At 34.3% G+C, this 17,489-nt stretch carries 16 protein-coding genes; 11 read left to right on the top strand and 5 right to left on the bottom strand.

Annotated features, from left to right (window positions below; all coding sequences use genetic code 11):
• Window positions 1-2 precede the first annotated feature (2 nt).
• On the bottom strand, window positions 3-1,202 hold the full coding sequence (locus GM921_RS01800; RefSeq protein ID WP_182920902.1) for a C40 family peptidase: 1,200 nt from the start codon (window positions 1,200-1,202) through the stop codon (window positions 3-5).
• A gap of 303 nt (window positions 1,203-1,505) precedes the next feature.
• Between GM921_RS01800 and GM921_RS01795 the strand changes: the two genes are divergently transcribed.
• The 8 genes from GM921_RS01795 to GM921_RS01760 all read left to right on the top strand — a co-directional run bounded on the left by GM921_RS01795 (window position 1,506) and on the right by GM921_RS01760 (window position 10,893).
• Window positions 1,506-3,434, top strand: a complete 1,929-nt coding sequence (locus GM921_RS01795; protein ID WP_182920901.1) for an LTA synthase family protein — start codon at window positions 1,506-1,508, stop codon at window positions 3,432-3,434.
• A gap of 1 nt (window position 3,435) precedes the next feature.
• A complete protein-coding gene (locus GM921_RS01790) occupies window positions 3,436-3,912 on the top strand; it encodes a GtrA family protein (protein ID WP_182920900.1) in 477 nt (158 codons plus the stop codon).
• Window positions 3,913-5,211: 1,299 nt separating this feature from the next.
• Window positions 5,212-6,987, top strand: coding sequence for an aromatic amino acid hydroxylase (locus GM921_RS01785; RefSeq protein ID WP_182920899.1), 1,776 nt, complete (start codon window positions 5,212-5,214; stop codon window positions 6,985-6,987).
• A gap of 94 nt (window positions 6,988-7,081) precedes the next feature.
• A complete protein-coding gene (locus tag GM921_RS01780) occupies window positions 7,082-7,783 on the top strand; it encodes an SDR family oxidoreductase (RefSeq protein WP_182920898.1) in 702 nt (233 codons plus the stop codon).
• A 55-nt stretch (window positions 7,784-7,838) separates the two neighbouring features.
• Window positions 7,839-8,207, top strand: coding sequence for a hypothetical protein (locus GM921_RS01775; RefSeq protein WP_182920897.1), 369 nt, complete (start codon window positions 7,839-7,841; stop codon window positions 8,205-8,207).
• A 169-nt stretch (window positions 8,208-8,376) separates the two neighbouring features.
• The gene (locus GM921_RS01770) at window positions 8,377-9,708 is read left to right on the top strand and encodes an alpha/beta hydrolase family protein (RefSeq protein ID WP_182920896.1); all 1,332 of its coding nucleotides are present in this window, start codon (window positions 8,377-8,379) and stop codon (window positions 9,706-9,708) included.
• A 143-nt stretch (window positions 9,709-9,851) separates the two neighbouring features.
• Window positions 9,852-10,385 carry a C40 family peptidase gene (locus GM921_RS01765; protein ID WP_182920895.1) on the top strand — a complete coding sequence of 178 codons (534 nt, stop codon included), beginning with the start codon at window positions 9,852-9,854 and terminating at the stop codon, window positions 10,383-10,385.
• Window positions 10,386-10,482: 97 nt separating this feature from the next.
• On the top strand, window positions 10,483-10,893 hold the full coding sequence (locus tag GM921_RS01760; RefSeq protein ID WP_182920894.1) for a DUF1801 domain-containing protein: 411 nt from the start codon (window positions 10,483-10,485) through the stop codon (window positions 10,891-10,893).
• A gap of 59 nt (window positions 10,894-10,952) precedes the next feature.
• Here the strand turns inward: GM921_RS01760 and GM921_RS01755 are convergent, their stop codons facing one another.
• From GM921_RS01755 to rpiA, 4 genes are all read right to left on the bottom strand, one after another.
• Window positions 10,953-11,840, bottom strand: a complete 888-nt coding sequence (locus GM921_RS01755) for a flavin reductase family protein (RefSeq protein WP_182920893.1) — start codon at window positions 11,838-11,840, stop codon at window positions 10,953-10,955.
• Between the two features lie 113 nt (window positions 11,841-11,953).
• The gene (locus GM921_RS01750; protein ID WP_182920892.1) at window positions 11,954-12,355 is read right to left on the bottom strand and encodes a four helix bundle protein; all 402 of its coding nucleotides are present in this window, start codon (window positions 12,353-12,355) and stop codon (window positions 11,954-11,956) included.
• A 64-nt stretch (window positions 12,356-12,419) separates the two neighbouring features.
• The gene (locus GM921_RS01745; protein WP_182920891.1) at window positions 12,420-13,418 is read right to left on the bottom strand and encodes a fumarylacetoacetate hydrolase family protein; all 999 of its coding nucleotides are present in this window, start codon (window positions 13,416-13,418) and stop codon (window positions 12,420-12,422) included.
• Window positions 13,419-13,570: 152 nt separating this feature from the next.
• Window positions 13,571-14,263 carry a ribose-5-phosphate isomerase RpiA gene (gene rpiA, locus GM921_RS01740; RefSeq protein ID WP_182920890.1) on the bottom strand — a complete coding sequence of 231 codons (693 nt, stop codon included), beginning with the start codon at window positions 14,261-14,263 and terminating at the stop codon, window positions 13,571-13,573.
• Between the two features lie 249 nt (window positions 14,264-14,512).
• On the opposite strand from rpiA, the gene GM921_RS01735 reads away from it, so the two are divergent.
• The 3 genes from GM921_RS01735 to GM921_RS01725 all read left to right on the top strand — a co-directional run bounded on the left by GM921_RS01735 (window position 14,513) and on the right by GM921_RS01725 (window position 17,374).
• Window positions 14,513-15,679: a homogentisate 1,2-dioxygenase gene (locus tag GM921_RS01735; RefSeq protein ID WP_182920889.1), complete on the top strand. Its 1,167-nt coding sequence runs from the start codon at window positions 14,513-14,515 to the stop codon at window positions 15,677-15,679.
• Between the two features lie 80 nt (window positions 15,680-15,759).
• Window positions 15,760-16,890: a 4-hydroxyphenylpyruvate dioxygenase gene (gene hppD, locus GM921_RS01730; RefSeq protein WP_182920888.1), complete on the top strand. Its 1,131-nt coding sequence runs from the start codon at window positions 15,760-15,762 to the stop codon at window positions 16,888-16,890.
• A gap of 127 nt (window positions 16,891-17,017) precedes the next feature.
• Complete coding sequence (locus tag GM921_RS01725; protein WP_202985618.1) at window positions 17,018-17,374, top strand: DUF6970 domain-containing protein; 357 nt, start codon at window positions 17,018-17,020, stop codon at window positions 17,372-17,374.
• Window positions 17,375-17,489: the final 115 nt, after the last annotated feature.

Genomic DNA, 17,489 nt, shown 5'->3' with positions numbered 1-17,489 from the left:
TTTTAATTCTTTCCGTACCATTCGTGGTGGTCTACTCTAGTAATTTCGGGCTTTCCAATGGCAGTTAAAATCCGACGAGCACCAACCAATGTACTCGCTTGCCCACCATCATAATTAGTTGCTGTTGGTACTAAACTATTAATCTTAACCATTCCTGCACTCTGAATAAACTCTCCATTACCCATATAAATTGCAGTATGTGTAACCTTTCCGCCATTTATCCCTCTCCGCTTTGCGGCAGAAAAAAACAACAAATCGCCTGGTTGTAAATTCGCCAAACACTTCGCTACACTAATTGTATCATGCTCTAAAACATCAACAACATCACCTACTAAAGCCTGTTGCGAAGCATCACGAGGAATAATAATTCCATTTAAAAAGTAAGCAGTTTTAGTAAAGCCACTACAATCTACCCCTTTAATAGAAGTGCCGCCCCATAAATAAGGCACACCCAATAACGTTTGTGCAGTAGCCAAAACAGCAGTAGCATTTGGATTTGGTTTTTTTAACCATTGCTTATAAACACCAGCTTGTGCTTTTGGTATAAAAGCAATTCGCTTATCAGGAAAACTCACTTTGTAAAAACTATTCTCCTCACCTAAAACCTGTAAAATGTTTCCGCTAACTAAATCAGAAACTCGAATAGAGTTCACATCAGCCTTGCTAAACGCATGACCATAATCTGCAATAAAAATAATTTTATCGGCTTTTTGCCAATCCTTAAAGGTTTGTTCATTCATTGCGGTAAGTGCTCCACCATCCGTCCATGCAAAATAACCATCAGGTGTTTTAACTAAATAAAATCCACCTTGCTTTTTAAATATCTCAACTGGCGTTCCCAACAACATTTGTGTCATCAGCTCTGCTCCATGCACCGGATTGCTTCTATTATTACCTACAGAAATATTTGTAACACCATAAACTAAGCCGTTTAATGATTTAGCAGGTAATAAAACCGATGCAAACTTTATATTTTGCATCGTAGGCTTTACTTTTTCAAATTCAAGCAAAGCAGTTTCCGATGTACTTTCTAATCGAACCGAATCACCTCGTATATGCATATTAAAATAAACAGAACGTTTATCTGGTGCATACTTTTTCTGTACCTCAATAGCAGCACTACGATAGACCGAAGTATCAGATTGCCCTTTAACCCCAAAAAAGCAAAAACTTAAAATAATAGCTAAATAAAAATTTTTCATCACAAAACGAAGTTACAACAAATAGAATTATATACATATTTCGTAACTGGCAACTTACATTTCATAAATTATTTTACCATTAAGAAGTTAAGAAAAAGAAGTCTATTCGTTTCTGTTCCCTGTGCATTAATAATAAATCAATCACCAAAACACTTATATTTCCTTAAATGCCTTATGTGTGAATCATTTTACCATTAAGAAGTTAAGGAAAACTAAATCTTAATTCCTTAATGGTAAAAAACCATTTCTTAGGTGGTGAATTAATTAATACCAAATCCGTAAATTGCCAGCTTTTAGGAAAAAATGAAACCAATACTCAAAAGAGAACAATCCATTTATGTAGCATTAATCTATCGTTTTCTAGTATTATTACTATTATATACCTTGTGTAGGCTTGGCTTTTACCTCACTAATCGTTCGCTTTTTAACCATATTCCCTTTGCCGATTTGCTCTACATTTTTGCTGGCGGTATAAAATTCGACATCGTCGCCCTACTCTACATCAACTCCCTATATATCGTATTACAAGCAATTCCATTTCCATTTAGATACAGAAACGGATACCAACAGTTTTGCAAATGGTTATTTATCATCACCAACAGTATTGGTTTCTTAGCCAACTTTATAGACTTCGCCTATTATAAATACACCCTAAAACACACCACAGCTAGTGTATTTTCACAATTTAGTAACGAACAAAACAAACTAAAACTAGTCGTAGATTTTTCAGAAGATTACTGGTACCTACTCATTCTCTTCATCATTTTCATATACGTATTCATTAAGTTATATCAAGTTATTCGCATACAAAAAGCACCTAAATTTACGTGGTACATTTACCTAACCCACACATTGGCTTTAGTATTAATAGCAGGTTTAAGTGTAATAGGTATGCGTGGAGGCTGGCGTCATAGTACCCGACCAATTACCATGAGCAACGCTGGCGATTTTGTAAAATCTCCTAGCGACATGAGTTTGGTGTTAAATACACCTTTCACCATCATGAAAACGCTAAAGGCAACCACCCTAAAACCCATCAACTATTATAACCAACAAACACTTGATAGCCTTTACACCCCAATTCATCAACCAGAAAACAAAGGTCCATTTAAAAAGCTTAACGTCGTATTTTTAATTATCGAAAGTCTAGGCAAAGAACATATTGGCGCCTTAAATAAAGATCTATTAAACGGAACCTACAAAGGCTACACCCCCTTTATCGATAGTTTAGTAGTCAATAGTTTTACCTCATCACACACTTACGCCAACGGGCGAAAATCTATCGACGCACTACCATCTATTATCTCTGGCATTCCGTCTATTCGCGAACCCTTTGTACTTTCATCCTATTCTGGCAATAAAACAACCAGTATTGCAAAATTATTAGGCGATGAAGGCTACCAAACCGCCTTCTTTCATGGTGCACCAAACGGTTCAATGGGCTTTTCGGCATATACCAACCTTGCCGGAATTAAAAAATATTATGGTAAAACCGAATACAATAACGATGCAGATTTCGATGGTATTTGGGGCATTTGGGACGAACCTTTTATGCAATACATGGCAAAAACCATCAACACATTTAAGCAACCATTTTTCTCTGCATTCTTCTCTGTTTCCTCACATCACCCTTTTAAAGTACCCGAAAAATATATTGGTAAGTTCCCAAAAGGGCCATTACCCGTACAAGAACCAATCGGTTATACCGATATGGCGATTAAAAAGTTCTTTGCCACCGCATCAAAAATGCCTTGGTATAAAAACACACTATTTGTGTTGTGCGCAGATCATGCAACCGTATCTTACCTACCCGAATATCAAACTACACCAGGTTATTTCTCCATCCCCATTTTATTTTATTACCCAGGAGGAGATTTAAAAGGAAAAACCGATAAACTCATACAACAGGCAGATATTATGCCTACCGTTTTAAACTATCTTAACTATGATAAACCTTATTTTGCCTTTGGTTTTGATGCATTTAGTACTAAAAACAACAACTTTGTAGTTAATAACAACGATGGCAGCTTTAGCTTTTACCAAGGCGATTACCTTTTAATTAACGACGGATTAAAATCTAACGCGTTATTTAATTTAAAAACAGACAGATTAACCAAAAACAATCTCGTAAATAAAGCGCCAGAAGTTCAAAACTCGATGGAAAAATACCTAAAAGCATTTATACAGCAATACAATAATAGAATGATTAAAGACCAATTAACCGCCAAATAACATGAGAAAAAGAGCATTAATGGTCATCGATTTCTTTTACCCACCATTCAAAAAATGGTTTACCCTACACACATTTAGATACATGGCATCTGGCGGCATAACCGCAGCAACAGGTATTATCGGCTACTTTTTAATCTATAATTACGTATTACACCAGCAAGACGTAACCGTTGGCCCCTATTTAGTAACCGCACACATCGCAGCCCTAGCCATCGAGTCCGTTTCTACATTTATTATCGGTTTTACCCTCAACAAATACCTTGTATTTACACAATCAAACCTAAAAGGACGCATCCAACTCTTTAGATATGCCACCGTAGTTGCAACAAATCTCCTACTCAACTACGCCCTCATGAAAATCTTGGTAGAAGGTTTTCAATTTTACCCAACCATTGCAAAAACCCTAATCACCCTCATATTAGCTGTATTTAGCTACTTCTCACAAAAGTATTTCTCTTTTAAAGTGAAAAAGGAATAAAGAGTTTTAAAATTGCTTAGAAAGTTAATTCGGCCATAATCTTAACAAGTCTGTAATAATGCTCGAAAATCCTGAACAAATAATATTAACAATTAAACGAAGTCCATTCGATAAAAGACCTAGGCAATTGATTATAAATCCATTATTTATAAGTTTTGAAGATAACAATACGGCTGTTGACGGCTTGACCAAGTTTGAAAAAAGTTCGATAAAAGTTCGATAAAAGAATACAGATTTGGAATTAAATGGATTAGAGGTTTTGAATTTACAGTTGGGAGAGAGTATCAAATATTTATTAGAAATAATAAAGATGAAATTTTAAAAATCAGCTTTAAAAGTTTCTATGGAAGAAACAAAAAAGAGAATTTTGAGAAATATGTTAAAATCATAAATGCGTTATGGGAATTTTATTTTAGCGACATTACAAATAATCTTTTACAGCAATTTTCTAAAACAGAAGAATTTAGCATAGGAAATATCAATTTCAAAAAAGAGGGTTTAGAAATAAGCATAGCAGGATTAATAAAAGAAGAAAAGAAGGAAATTACTTGGGATAACGTTGCAACAAGAGATTATCAAACATATTTTGCAATTTATTCGATTGAAGATAAAAGCAAAATAAATAGAACTTATAGCTATTTAGCTGATTGGAATACTGGAGTTCTATACAGTGCTCTTAGAACAATTTTAAAAGTTAGAGATCAAAATAATTAAATTCTTTAACTATTAATTTTATCTTTTTTAATGGATTTCGGATAGGGAAGACACCAACCGATAAGCATAGACTTCTTCTTCCCTTGCAATGATAATCAGCCTGCAACCTTCCCAAAACTACAACCCATTCCCAAGAACGCAATACGGCCTTGTAGCATCCCGAAGGAGAAAGCATTAAAACTTGTGTAAATACTTTCAAAAACCACAACCCAAAACAGAATGCAGTTCCGATTCTTCATCGGGACCTTATTCTGTTGCCCTAAAAGTTTTGATTGCTTAATCCGAGAGATGATACTAAGCCTTGATTTTTTGTTTCTTTTCTCGAAGCATTCTTGAATACCCTTAAAATAAACACTCATGAAAAACGAAAGAGCCATAGCGGCGGCGAGCTAAAAAATAAAATAAGCAAGAAAGATTGCTTCGTGCCTCGCAATGACGACCGCCTAATAAACATTACTAAAAAACACTACAGATTCTTTTCAAAACAAAACAAACCCTCATCATTTTACCGTAAAACCCTATTCTTTTTCTTGCATTACTAGTACAAACAAGTTAATTTAGCCACAATCAATACCCACACCCACAATGAGCGATTTTAATAATCAGCAAGTAGCGCAACTTCCTAAACATTTAAGGCAGTTTATAGTAGAGCAACATTACGAAAAGTATACGCCAGTAGACCAAGCGGTTTGGCGTTATGTAATGCGTCAAAACTATAGCTATTTAAAACATGTGGCATTTTATCCTTACATAAAAGGTTTGCAAAGAGCAGGTTTAAGCATCGAATACATTCCAGATTTGCAATCGATGAATGATAATTTGGGCAAAATTGGATGGGGAGCCGTAACAGTTGATGGATTTATTCCGCCAGCAGCATTTATGGAATACCAAGCTTATAGAGTCTTGGTTATTGCAGCAGATATCCGCCAGATTAACCATATCGAATACACTCCAGCACCAGATATTATACACGAAAGTGCAGGTCATGCGCCAATTATTGCCGATACCGATTACAACAATTACCTAAGCTATTTCGGTTCTATTGGTGCTAAAGCAATGTTTTCGAGCAAAGATTTCGAGTTGTACGAAGCAATACGTAAGCTTTCTATTTTAAAAGAAGCTCACGGAGTGGATGAGCAAGAAATTAGTGCAGCAGAAAAAAGTTTAAGAAACATTGCCGACAACATGGGCGAACCATCTGAAATGGCTTTACTTGGTCGTTTACATTGGTGGACGGTAGAATATGGTTTAATCGGAACGTTAGAAAATCCGAAGATCTATGGCGCTGCATTACTTTCATCGATTGGCGAAAGTGCAACTTGCATGAACCCTGATATTAAAAAGATTTGGTACGATTTAAATACCATAAACTACCAATACGATATTACGCAACAACAACCGCAACTTTTTGTAACGGAGAATTTTCAGAATTTAATTGATGTTTTGGAAGCCTTTGCAGATACGATGGCCTTTAGACGTGGCGGTGCCGAAAGTATTTTAAAAGCAATAGAATGTAAAAACCCTGCAACAGCAGTTTATAGTTCTGGTTTGCAACTTACAGGTACATTTACCGATGTAGGTATAAGCAAAGCTGATGAATTGACTTTTATTAAAACTACTGGTCCATCTGCATTAGCTTTTGCAGGCAAACAATTAGATGGGCATGGAAAAGATTACCATAAGGATGGGTTTTCATCGCCAGTTGGCAAATTAAAAGATGTAGCAAAACCATTAGAAGAACACAACTTAATAGAGTTAGAAATAGCTGGAATTATAGAAGGAAAACAGGTTGATCTTATTTTTGAAAGTGGTATTAACGTAATCGGTGTAGTTAAAGAAATACTGGTTGCAGCAAGTAAAGTCATCTTAATTGTTTTCGAAAACTGTACGGTTAAAGAAGAAAACGGCAATATTTTATTTAAACCAGAATGGGGAACGTACGATATGGCCATCGGTAAAAAAGTAGTATCCGTATTTAATGGGGCAGCCGATAAAGATGCTTTTGAAGAAATTATTTTGGTAAGTAAAGAACAAACGCACAAAGTGATATACGACGAAGCAACACAACAATTGCATACACTATATCAGAAAGTGCGTACGGTAAGAGAAAAACAAAGTGGATACGAAGAATTAGCAAGCATCTTTAACACATTAAAAACATCACACCGCACCGATTGGCTTTGTACTTTAGAAATATTAGAAATTGTTTACCACAAACAATTAGATGCTGCGCTGGAAAAAGAATTGCGTATTTATTTAGAAATGAAAGCCGCAACAGAACCAGAGTATACCAAACTAATTAACGATGGTTTACATATTATCGCTAATCCGGTAACACAATTAATAACTGAGGAAGATTAAGAAGTATTTAGTAATTAGTATAAAGTACAAAAACAACATTAACTATTTACACTTTCTATCTAATTACTAAATACTAATTACTAAATATTACCAAATGAACGTAATAATAACTGGCGCAAGTAGCGGAATTGGTTTCGAAACCGCATTAGAATTTACTTTAGATAGTAAAAATAAAGTGGTGTGTATTGCTCGTTCGGCAGATAAACTGCGAAAATTACATGAAATTGCAAAAAGCATTAATCCAGAATGCACCTTATTTCCAGTAGCTTTTGATTTAGTAAACGATGATTATGCAGCCTTAGTTCCTTTTATTAAAGAGCGTTTAGGTACTGTTGATATTTTAATAAATAATGCAGGTTCATTAATCAATAAACCGTTTACGGAAACTACCGAGGCTGATTTAGCAGAAATGCTAGAGCACAATGTGATGAGCCATTTTAAAATGATCCGCCATACATTACCATTTATGCAAAGCGGAGGTCATATTGTAAATATTGGTAGCATGGGAGGTTTTCAAGGAAGTGTTAAATTTCCAGGTTTAGCTGCCTACTCTGCTAGTAAAGCCGCTTTGCATGCATTAAGTGAATGTTTAGCTTTCGAGTTAGCAGAAACAGGAATTAAAGTAAATTGTTTGGCTTTAGGTTCGGCACAAACCGAAATGTTAGAAGCTGCTTTTCCAGGTTATGAAAGTCCAGTAATGGCTTTTGAGATGGGAAAATACGTGGCTGATTTTGCCCGTACTGGGCATAAATTTTTTAACGGGAAAGTATTACCTGTCGCAGTAACTACTCCATAGCCATTTTTTTGTTTGGCAATAGGTTTGAATAGTAAGAGTAAACAAATTCAAACTTATGGAAAACAACATTACCACAACAGACAACGGCAAAACCGCTGCAATCATTAGCTATTTTTCAATTATCGGATGGTTAATTGCATACTTCGCTATGCACAAAGACAAAAAAACTGAACTAAGCTCTTATCATTTAAGGCAAACTTTATTATTTGCAATAGTATCTATTATATTGGGATGGGGGTTTGGTTTTGTACTAGGTATCTTAATCGTAACTACTGGGATTATTGCTCTAGCTTACTTAATGTATGTAGTTTATATTGCACTTTTTGCAGTATGGATTATTGGTTTAATTGGCGCTTTTAAAGGATTAAAAACACCAATGCCTATTATAGGAGCAAAGGCTCAAACGATGTTCCCATCTATTTAATAAAATCAATTTTTATTAAAAGCCTATTTATCTATAAATAAATAGGCTTTTCCGTTACCTTCAAGTTTACACAATCCTCAAGTTATCTCAATATCTTTAGCTATGATAGAAATTGAAATAGCATATAAGATCAGAAAAAGAACAAAAGATAAATTTATAATATAAGCAAATGACAAATCAAAGAAAAAATTTAATACCAACTTTAATTACTTGCATGTTAATTTTTTTCATTCATTATCATGGTTTTACAAAAAACGCTAACAACACCATTAATATTACCAATGCAAAGTCATTTCCTCAATGGGGTAAACTAACGAAAGGAAAATATACAGTTGGTTACAAAGACACAGTTATATTCAAGACAGACGAACAATTTTCTTATCATGATTATAAAGGCCAAAAACCATTCTTTATTAGTATATGGTATCCTGCTATTGACAACAAAAAAATTCCATTTTTACATTTTAAAGATTATTTGGAATTTACAAGAAAGGACAGTTATGGATATATGTATGATTCACTAATCAATGTATTTCATCATATCTTAATTAAAGATGGAATTTGCATTAATATTAAACCTGGTGGCGAGAAAGTAGGATTTGATGAAACTCATAAAAGATTATATTATTCTATTTTAGAAACAAAGGTAAATGCAAAGCGGAATCTAACAGAAATTAAGAATAAATTTCCATGTGTATTTTATCATCATGGCGCTCAAAGTACACCGTATGACAACAACGTTTTTTGTGAATATATGGCAAGTCAAGGATATATTGTTATATCATCCAATTATAATTTACCAAATGAGGGTAAACCTAATGAATTAACGGTTTCAACTAACGACAAGTTTGATAATATATCAGATATGGAGTTCGTATTGAAATTAACGAAGAAAATGCCCAATATTGATACTTCTTCTATGGTAGCTGTAGGACATAGTTGGGGTGCTCAAACAGAAATTAGATTTGATAATACAAACTTTTCAAAATCTTTTAAAAAAATTATTTCACTTCACACAACATTAGAAGATAAACCCTTGGATTTAGCAAAGAAATGGTGGCCAAAATTTAATTACATGTTTGAAAATGCATGCGAAAACAGTACAACTCCTGTAGTACTCTTCGCTCCTTTTCAAGCATTTCGTTTATTTGACACTGATAAAATTACAGGTAAAAAAATATTCATGAAAATTGATACTATAATACCAAAATATGTACCATTCAGATTCAACAAAACAACTCCTTATACATTTATTACAGTAAAACATGAGGTTCGTCATGATGGTTTTATTTCATTGGGGAACTTAAGATTTCCATTTTGCCGAAAATATCATTTGGTTGATAGAAACGAGATCATAAAACAACAATTTTATTATGAACAAATCATCAGACTTTCAGAAAAAATAATTACAAAATCACTTAATAATACTTTTTCAAATGAAATTTTAGATAATATATATTTCACTGTTGAGCAGTACAATCAAACACCTAAAACAAAATAGCAAGAATTCATAACAACACATTCTGAACAGTTTGCTTTCTATTCTAATATGCTTTTTTTCAAAAACATTTCATAACTCTACAATCATCAAGTTTTCAACACTTTACCTCATTTATATTTTTTTGTTATCTTTGGCAACCCCATATGAAGAAAGGCTTATTCATCTTTTGTTTCACCATGTTCATTGCTTTCGCGAGCAAGGCGCAAGACAACACTTCACTTCCTGCTAAGTATCAGGAAAAGATGACTAGCATCTTCAATAAAATCCCTGAAGTAACAAGTTCTGCCGCTACAAGTTTAATTGATTTCGCAAAATCTATGCTTGGCAAGCCTTATGTATATGCGTCAAGCAATCCAGATAGAGGTTTTGATTGTTCTGGTTTTGTAAGTTATGTATTTAGCAACTTCGGATTTAAAGTGCCACGTTCATCAAGAGAATTTGCAGGTGCTGGCACTCCAGTAAAATTAGCAGATGCTAAAGTTGGTGATGTTTTAATTTTCACAGGAACCAACCCTAGAGTGAGGAAGATTGGTCACGTTGGCATTATCTATTCTATCGAAAACGGAGAAATTAAATTCATCCATTCCACTTCAGGTAAAGCACATGGTGTAACGGTAACAGAATTTAACGACTATTACAAGAGTCGTTTCATGAAGGCTGTTAGCATTGTAGAATAGTTCTGTTTACAATTTGCAGTTCACAGTTTTCATTGATATTCTAAATTTGCCAAATGGTAAAACTTTCTCTATTTTCATATTCTCAATTTAACTGAAAATGGCTGAACTTAAAACCAAAGTTACCGAACAATCTGTACCAGATTATCTACTACAAATTACTGATGAAACTACTCGCAAGGATTGTCAGGCTATTTGCCAATTGATGGAAGATGTAACTAAAGCCAAAGCTAAAATGTGGGGAACAGCCATTGTTGGTGTTGGAGATTATACTTATAGTTATTCGACAGGTAGAACTGGCGAATGGTTTATGGTAGGTTTTGCTCCTAGGAAAACAAACATTAGTTTATATATAATGGGTTGCAGCGCAGATGAAAGAGCAGATGTTCTTTCTCGCTTAGGCAAACATAAAACTGGTAAGGGATGTATTTACATTAAAAATTTAAAAGATATTAATGTCGATGTTTTAAGAGAAATGTGTGAGATTTCTTATCGTAATTTGAAGAAATAAGGCTTTGTCATTCAGAGCGTAGCGAATAATCTATTTACAAAACCTTAAGACGAACTGGATTATAACAATACCACTTTCAACGCATCAACAACATTTCCAATAGTCAAGAGCTGATGTGCTAACTCATGCAATTCTCGTTCTCTATTCGTTTCATCGCCTATTGTGGCATCTAAAATATCTTTTACATTACTATTCCATCGCATTGCATCAATTTCTTCGTTGGTTGGTAAATGTTCAATGTTACCTAGCATTCCTAAATCATTACCTGTTAAAACTGATGAATTTCTAACCGAAACTGGCAAAGCATCAACCCCTATTCCTAAAGTGGTTAAAGGTTTTGCTACTTTAAACAAACTTTCTGGAGTAACCCTGCAATACCAATCGCCACCTAAACGAGCTACCAAATCTATTTTAGCTTGATCTATTTTTCCTTCGCTATCTAAAATTTCTTCTTTAATATGGATGAGTTTTATTTCTGCTAAAACCAAATTTCCAGCGCCATGTTGGTCTCCCAATGGGATAACTTCTTTAACCACGCATTCCAACTGCACAGGTGCTTCGGCAACTCTTGGTGGTTTTACCAAATGAGATTCAAGCATAGTAAAACCTGCTTTTTCAAACTCATTAACTCCTTTAGCATATTCTGTACTAGCCAAACTAGTTTGTTGCACCATGGCATAGTCAACAATGTTGATGACACATTCTTTAACTTCCAATACGTTTTGCAAACTATGTTTAGTGGTATTATCTCGAACTCTACGTGCAGGCGAAAAAATACACATAGGTGGATTTGTACTAAACATATTAAAAAAACTAAACGGACTTAAATTAATATTCCCTTCAGAATCTATTGTTGATGCAAAACAAATTGGTCGAGGAGCGATTGCATATTGCAAATAGTTTTGCAATTGCATTGGAGAAAGGTCTGATGTTTTTAGTGTTAGCATTTATAAAAGTTGGAATATTGAAAGGTTTGAAAGTTGGAATGTTCTGGATGCATATCTTGTAAATCTTATCATCCTTAAATCCTGCTAATTGTTGGAATGTTTTGGATGTCTAATTATAAAGCCCTCTTTTTTGCAGCTTTCTTATTCTTTTCAAATTCTTTAAGGTATTCTATAAAACGTTTTGCCTTTGAAGAGAACTCAATAGCTTTACCGTAGAAGAACAAATAATCTTCTTCGTTTATTTTTTTAGTTTCTTTTAAAATAATAATCTTGTTTCTAAATTCTCCAGATGAGCCTTTAGCGTATACAAGAAAACGAACAAAATCTGGGTTATTATTGTACTCAAATCCTTCCGCAACATTATCTGACATTGACATTGCCGCCCTTCTAAATTGATCTTTCAATCCAAAGTCAGATTTCATTGGTTCTAGGTCAGAAATTCGATAGGCTTCAACTGCAATCTGTTTTCCAATTTGCCAAATTTCCATGTCTTCAAATTTTTCAATCTTTGCCATATTTTATGCTATCTCAATCTGAATCCAAAACTTTCCAACCTTTCAACTTTAAAACATTTCAACATTAGGATTTCTTCAATCCTAACAAAGAGAAATCCGTATCAGTTTTAGTAATGATGTTAGCTAAACTTCCCAAACCAGTAATTTCCATTTCAACATCATCACCAGCTTGTAACCATTGTGTTTTGTAGTTAGGATCATTTAGCAAACCTGTTCCATTTAATTCTAAGAAACAACCTGTCCCAACAGTTCCAGAACCAATTACATCACCTGGTAAAATATCTACGCCGTATGCACAACGCTCAATAATTTCTGCAAAAGTCCAATCCATATCCGCCATATTTCCTGCAGAAACTTCTACCCCATTTACTCTGCACGTCATTTTTAAATCGTACGCATTGCCTACACGATTTGGTTTTGCGGCAACTTTATATTGTTCCAATTCATCAGGTGTTACTAACCATGGACCAATTACTGTAGAAAAATCTTTGCCTTTAGCCGGGCCTAAGTTTAAGAGCATTTCCTCCATTTGCAAAGTTCGAGCGCTCATATCATTCATAATCATATAGCCAGCGATGTATTCGTCGGCTTCTGCTGCTTTTACATTACGCCCTTTTTTACCAATTACAACGGCTACCTCTAATTCAAAATCTAATTTCTGAAAATGATCTGGCATACATTCTATTTCTCCAGGACCTTGAATTGCATTGTGATTAGTGAAATAAAAGATTGGGTATTGGTCAAATTCTGCAATCATATCTACTTTACGATTGCGCCTTGCTGCTGCCACATGTTGACGAAAAGCGTAGCCATCTCTGCAAGAAGTTGGATGCGGAACTGGTGCCAATATTTGATAGAAAACTTCTTCTTTAGGTTTTAAATCTCCACTAATAATATCCTGATTAATCTGTTTTGCTCTCTCCATTAAAGGCTCTCCGCCTTGTAAAAAAGCATTCATATTGTCAGGAATTAACTTATGACAAGAATTTAGATTGTAAATATGCCCATTTACAAAAACACCTAAATGCTCACTATCTTCGGTTTTGTAGGATACTAATTTCATCTTTTTTATATTTTGTTTTTAAAGGTTAGATGGAGCCTTTGGTGATTAAAATAAATATTTTAATCAAGTCGGGTTCATATGATATCTGGTTAAGAATATAGTGGTAAAGCTAAGGATTAGTGCTAGGTTTCAAAATTTTTATTCGATATTTTCTATCCTATATTTTTATGATAACTGGTGATGTAATCTCCCTTTGCCATAAATATAATATCAGTCAAGTTTACAAAAATACCATGTCCCAAAACTCCGTCTATTTGATTTAGTTCATAAGCTAATTTTTCAGGATCATCAATTAATCCAAAGTCGGTATCAAAAATATAGTTCTGGTTATCGGTTATAAATATTTTACCATTTTCAATGCGCTTTACGGGTTTGCCTTTTAGCTTTTTAAGCTTAATCATCACATATTTTTCTGCATTTGGGTTAACTTCTATTGGCACTTTAAAAGCGCCCAGCTTTTCCACCAATTTACTCCCATCTGTAACAATAATTGTTTTTTTACTCAAGGAAGCCATAATTTTTTCTCTGAACAATGCACCGCCACCACCTTTTATGAGATTTAATTCTTTGGTAAATTCATCTGCTCCATCAATACTAACATCAATTGAACGGACTTTACCTAACTCCAACAATGGAATACCTAATGAAATGGCTAATTTTTTTGTAGCTTCAGAACTAGGAACTCCAGTAATTTTAAGTCCGTCTTTTATCAGCTTTGCTAATTCTTTAATAGCTAATGTTGCAGTAGAACCTGTACCTAAACCTACTACATCGTTATTTTTCACAAACGCAATGGCAGCCTTTGCGGCAGTCAGTTTCTCCAGATTTTGATTGTCATTTGCCATATTTAAAAGTATGAATTAATTTGAATTTAGCTTTAAAAATCATAATTTTACTCACCGAAATGATTAGCAAATCAACATATCAAAACCATAATGCAAACGAAGTTCTTGCAGCTTTTAGATATGCTATGCTTTCAAAAATCATTTTTGCGCAATATTCTTTTTAAGTCGTTTTTCTGAGCGTCAATTTTAAAACGTTTCTTACGTTTTAATCGTTATATATTTACATTTCTAACCAAATTACCTAACGCTATGCCAATTTACCATACATTAGGAACTATTCCGCCGAAGCGACATACTGTTTTTCGTAAACCAGATGGCAATTTATACGCTGAGGAATTAGTTTCAACTGAAGGTTTTTCGAGTTTATATTCTTTAGTTTATCACTGTCACCCACCAACAATTGTAAAAGAATTAGGTGAACCTTATTCTGTGGAACCAAAAATTGCTCGCGAAAAACATTTGCGACATACGAGTTTAATTGGCTTCAACATTAAACCAGAAGATGATTATTTAAAAAGTCGCAAACCTGTTTTGGTGAATAGCGATTTACATATTTCTTTGGCTGCGCCGAAAAAATCAATGACCGATTATTTTTACAAAAATAGTCAGGCAGATGAAGTAATTTTTATTCACGAAGGCTCTGGAACATTGAAAACTGGTTTTGGTAAAATCAAATTTGCTTATGGTGATTACTTGGTTGTTCCTCGTGGCACTATTTATCAGTTAGAGTTTAATGATGAGAAAAATCGATTGTTCATCGTAGAAAGCTTTAGTCCAATTCGTACACCAAAACGTTACCGTAATTCATTTGGACAATTAGAAGAGCATTCTCCTTATTGTGAAAGAGATATTAAACGTCCACAAGATTTAGAAACAATTGATGAGTTTGGAGATTTTAAAGTCTTGATTAAAAAGCAAGGAATTATGTATCCTTACACTTACGGAACACATCCTTTTGATTTTGTAGGTTGGGATGGTTTTCATTATCCGTGGGCATTTTCCATTCATGATTTTGAACCGATTACTGGTCGTTTACACCAACCTCCTCCTGTGCACCAAACTTTTGAAGGGCATAACTTTGTGATTTGCTCTTTCGTCCCTCGTAAATACGATTATCATCCATTATCGATTCCTGCGCCTTATAATCATAGTAATGTAGATAGTGATGAGGTTTTATATTACGTTGATGGTGATTTTATGAGTCGCAAAAGTGTAGTAAAAGGTCAAATTACTTTACACCCAGGGGGGATTCCTCACGGCCCGCATCCTGGAACTGTAGAAAAATCAATTGGTAAAGAAAAAACAGAAGAACTAGCTGTAATGATAGATCCTTTTAGACCTTTAATGTTAACCCAAGATGCGGTTGACATTGAAGATGAAAGTTACCATACCAGCTGGCAAATTAATGTAGAATAGGATCAGGATTTAAAGATTTGCAGGATAAGGCAAGATTAACATTTCAACCTTATAACTTTTAAACATTACAACAAACAACAATGAGCACACAAACATTTGCAGAAAAAATAGCAAAAGCACAAGATTTCCTTCCTATAAATGGAACGGATTATATAGAATTTTACGTGGGCAATGCCAAGCAAGCAGCTCACTATTACAAAACAGCATTCGGTTTCCAATCTTTGGCTTACGCCGGACCAGAAACTGGCGTTAGAGATAGAGCTTCTTACGTTTTACAGCAAGGCAAAATTAGGTTGATTTTAACTACGGCTTTAAAATCTGATAGTCCAATAGCCGAACATGTAAAAACACACGGTGATGGTGTTAAAGTATTGGCACTTTGGGTTGATGATGCTTATGATGCATTTGAACAAACTACCAAACGTGGTGCAAAACCATATTTACAACCCCAAACTTTAACTGATGAGCATGGCGAAATTAAAATGAGTGGGATTTATACTTATGGCGAAACCATTCACATGTTTATTGAGCGCAAAAACTACAAAGGTATTTTTATGCCTGGTTATAGAGCATTACAAAGTGAATATAACCCAGCAGATGCTGGCCTTTTATACATTGACCATTGTGTAGGAAATGTAGGTTGGAACCGCATGAATGAAACTGTAAAATGGTATGAAGATGTGATGGGCTTTGTAAATATTCTTTCATTTGATGATAAGCAAATCAACACTGAATATTCTGCATTGATGAGTAAGGTGATGAGTAACGGAAATGGTTTCTCTAAGTTCCCTATCAATGAACCTGCAGAAGGCAAAAAGAAATCTCAAATTGAAGAATATTTAGAGTTTTACGAAGGGGAAGGTGTGCAGCATATTGCAGTTGCCACTAAAGACATTGTTAAAACAGTTACCGATTTGAAATCTCGTGGTGTAGAATTCTTAAGCGCACCGCCAGAAGCTTATTACGAAATGATGCCAACACGAGTTGGAGAAATAGATGAAGAAATTACCTTGTTAAAAAGCTTAGGTATTTTGGTTGATTGCGACGAAGAAGGTTATTTATTGCAAATTTTCACCAAACCTGTTGAAGATCGTCCTACATTATTTTTTGAAATTATTCAGCGTAAAGGAGCACAATCTTTTGGAGCTGGAAACTTTAAAGCTTTATTCGAATCATTAGAACGTGAACAAGAATTAAGGGGAAATCTTTAAAAGCATCTTTATTAAACTATCGGTTGGTGTCTCACCTACCGAAACATTTATAGCAATTTCGGCGGGTGAGACACCAGCCGATAGAATTATTTATAAACCATTTTTGCCTTTCTATTGTTTTTAATACATGATAGCTTCAAAAATTAAACTACTGCTAATTGGGTTTGTGCTTTTACAAACTCAAACTTGCAAAAAAGAAGATTTTAAGGATGTTCCGATTTGCGTATTGGAAAAGATTGATAAATTAAAAACTGAAGATGTGACAAATCCGCCAGCAAGTGTTTGGCAATATGAATATAATGGACAAACTGTTTATTTTATTCCACAAAAATGTTGCGACCTTCCAAGTTTGCTTTATGATAAAGATTGTAATTTAATTTGTAGTCCAGATGGCGGTTTTACAGGTAAAGGCTATGGAAAGTGCAAAGACTTTTTTGAAAAGCGCACTAAAGAGAAATTGATCTGGAAAGACGATAGAAAATAGAATAATAAAAAGCTGCTTAAAAAATTAAGCAGCTTTTTTAACAATGCCCTAAAGCGTAATAAATTATTACAAATATCACGATGGTTGATAAACAACCGCCACCAAGTTTTTTAGC

Source organism: Pedobacter planticolens, from assembly GCF_014172375.1.
GTDB classification, from domain to species: domain Bacteria; phylum Bacteroidota; class Bacteroidia; order Sphingobacteriales; family Sphingobacteriaceae; genus Pedobacter; species Pedobacter planticolens.
This window is presented reverse-complemented; position numbering and strand designations above follow the sequence as displayed.

Coding starts and splice junctions, on each gene's coding strand:
- GM921_RS01800 (WP_182920902.1), bottom strand. CDS start 1,202: ATGAAAAATTTTTATTTAGCTATTATTTTAAGTTTTTGCTTTTTTGGG.
- GM921_RS01795 (WP_182920901.1), top strand. CDS start 1,506: ATGAAACCAATACTCAAAAGAGAACAATCCATTTATGTAGCATTAATC.
- GM921_RS01790 (WP_182920900.1), top strand. CDS start 3,436: ATGAGAAAAAGAGCATTAATGGTCATCGATTTCTTTTACCCACCATTC.
- GM921_RS01785 (WP_182920899.1), top strand. CDS start 5,212: ATGAGCGATTTTAATAATCAGCAAGTAGCGCAACTTCCTAAACATTTA.
- GM921_RS01780 (WP_182920898.1), top strand. CDS start 7,082: ATGAACGTAATAATAACTGGCGCAAGTAGCGGAATTGGTTTCGAAACC.
- GM921_RS01775 (WP_182920897.1), top strand. CDS start 7,839: ATGGAAAACAACATTACCACAACAGACAACGGCAAAACCGCTGCAATC.
- GM921_RS01770 (WP_182920896.1), top strand. CDS start 8,377: ATGACAAATCAAAGAAAAAATTTAATACCAACTTTAATTACTTGCATG.
- GM921_RS01765 (WP_182920895.1), top strand. CDS start 9,852: ATGAAGAAAGGCTTATTCATCTTTTGTTTCACCATGTTCATTGCTTTC.
- GM921_RS01760 (WP_182920894.1), top strand. CDS start 10,483: ATGGCTGAACTTAAAACCAAAGTTACCGAACAATCTGTACCAGATTAT.
- GM921_RS01755 (WP_182920893.1), bottom strand. CDS start 11,840: ATGCTAACACTAAAAACATCAGACCTTTCTCCAATGCAATTGCAAAAC.
- GM921_RS01750 (WP_182920892.1), bottom strand. CDS start 12,355: ATGGCAAAGATTGAAAAATTTGAAGACATGGAAATTTGGCAAATTGGA.
- GM921_RS01745 (WP_182920891.1), bottom strand. CDS start 13,418: ATGAAATTAGTATCCTACAAAACCGAAGATAGTGAGCATTTAGGTGTT.
- rpiA (WP_182920890.1), bottom strand. CDS start 14,263: ATGGCAAATGACAATCAAAATCTGGAGAAACTGACTGCCGCAAAGGCT.
- GM921_RS01735 (WP_182920889.1), top strand. CDS start 14,513: ATGCCAATTTACCATACATTAGGAACTATTCCGCCGAAGCGACATACT.
- hppD (WP_182920888.1), top strand. CDS start 15,760: ATGAGCACACAAACATTTGCAGAAAAAATAGCAAAAGCACAAGATTTC.
- GM921_RS01725 (WP_202985618.1), top strand. CDS start 17,018: ATGATAGCTTCAAAAATTAAACTACTGCTAATTGGGTTTGTGCTTTTA.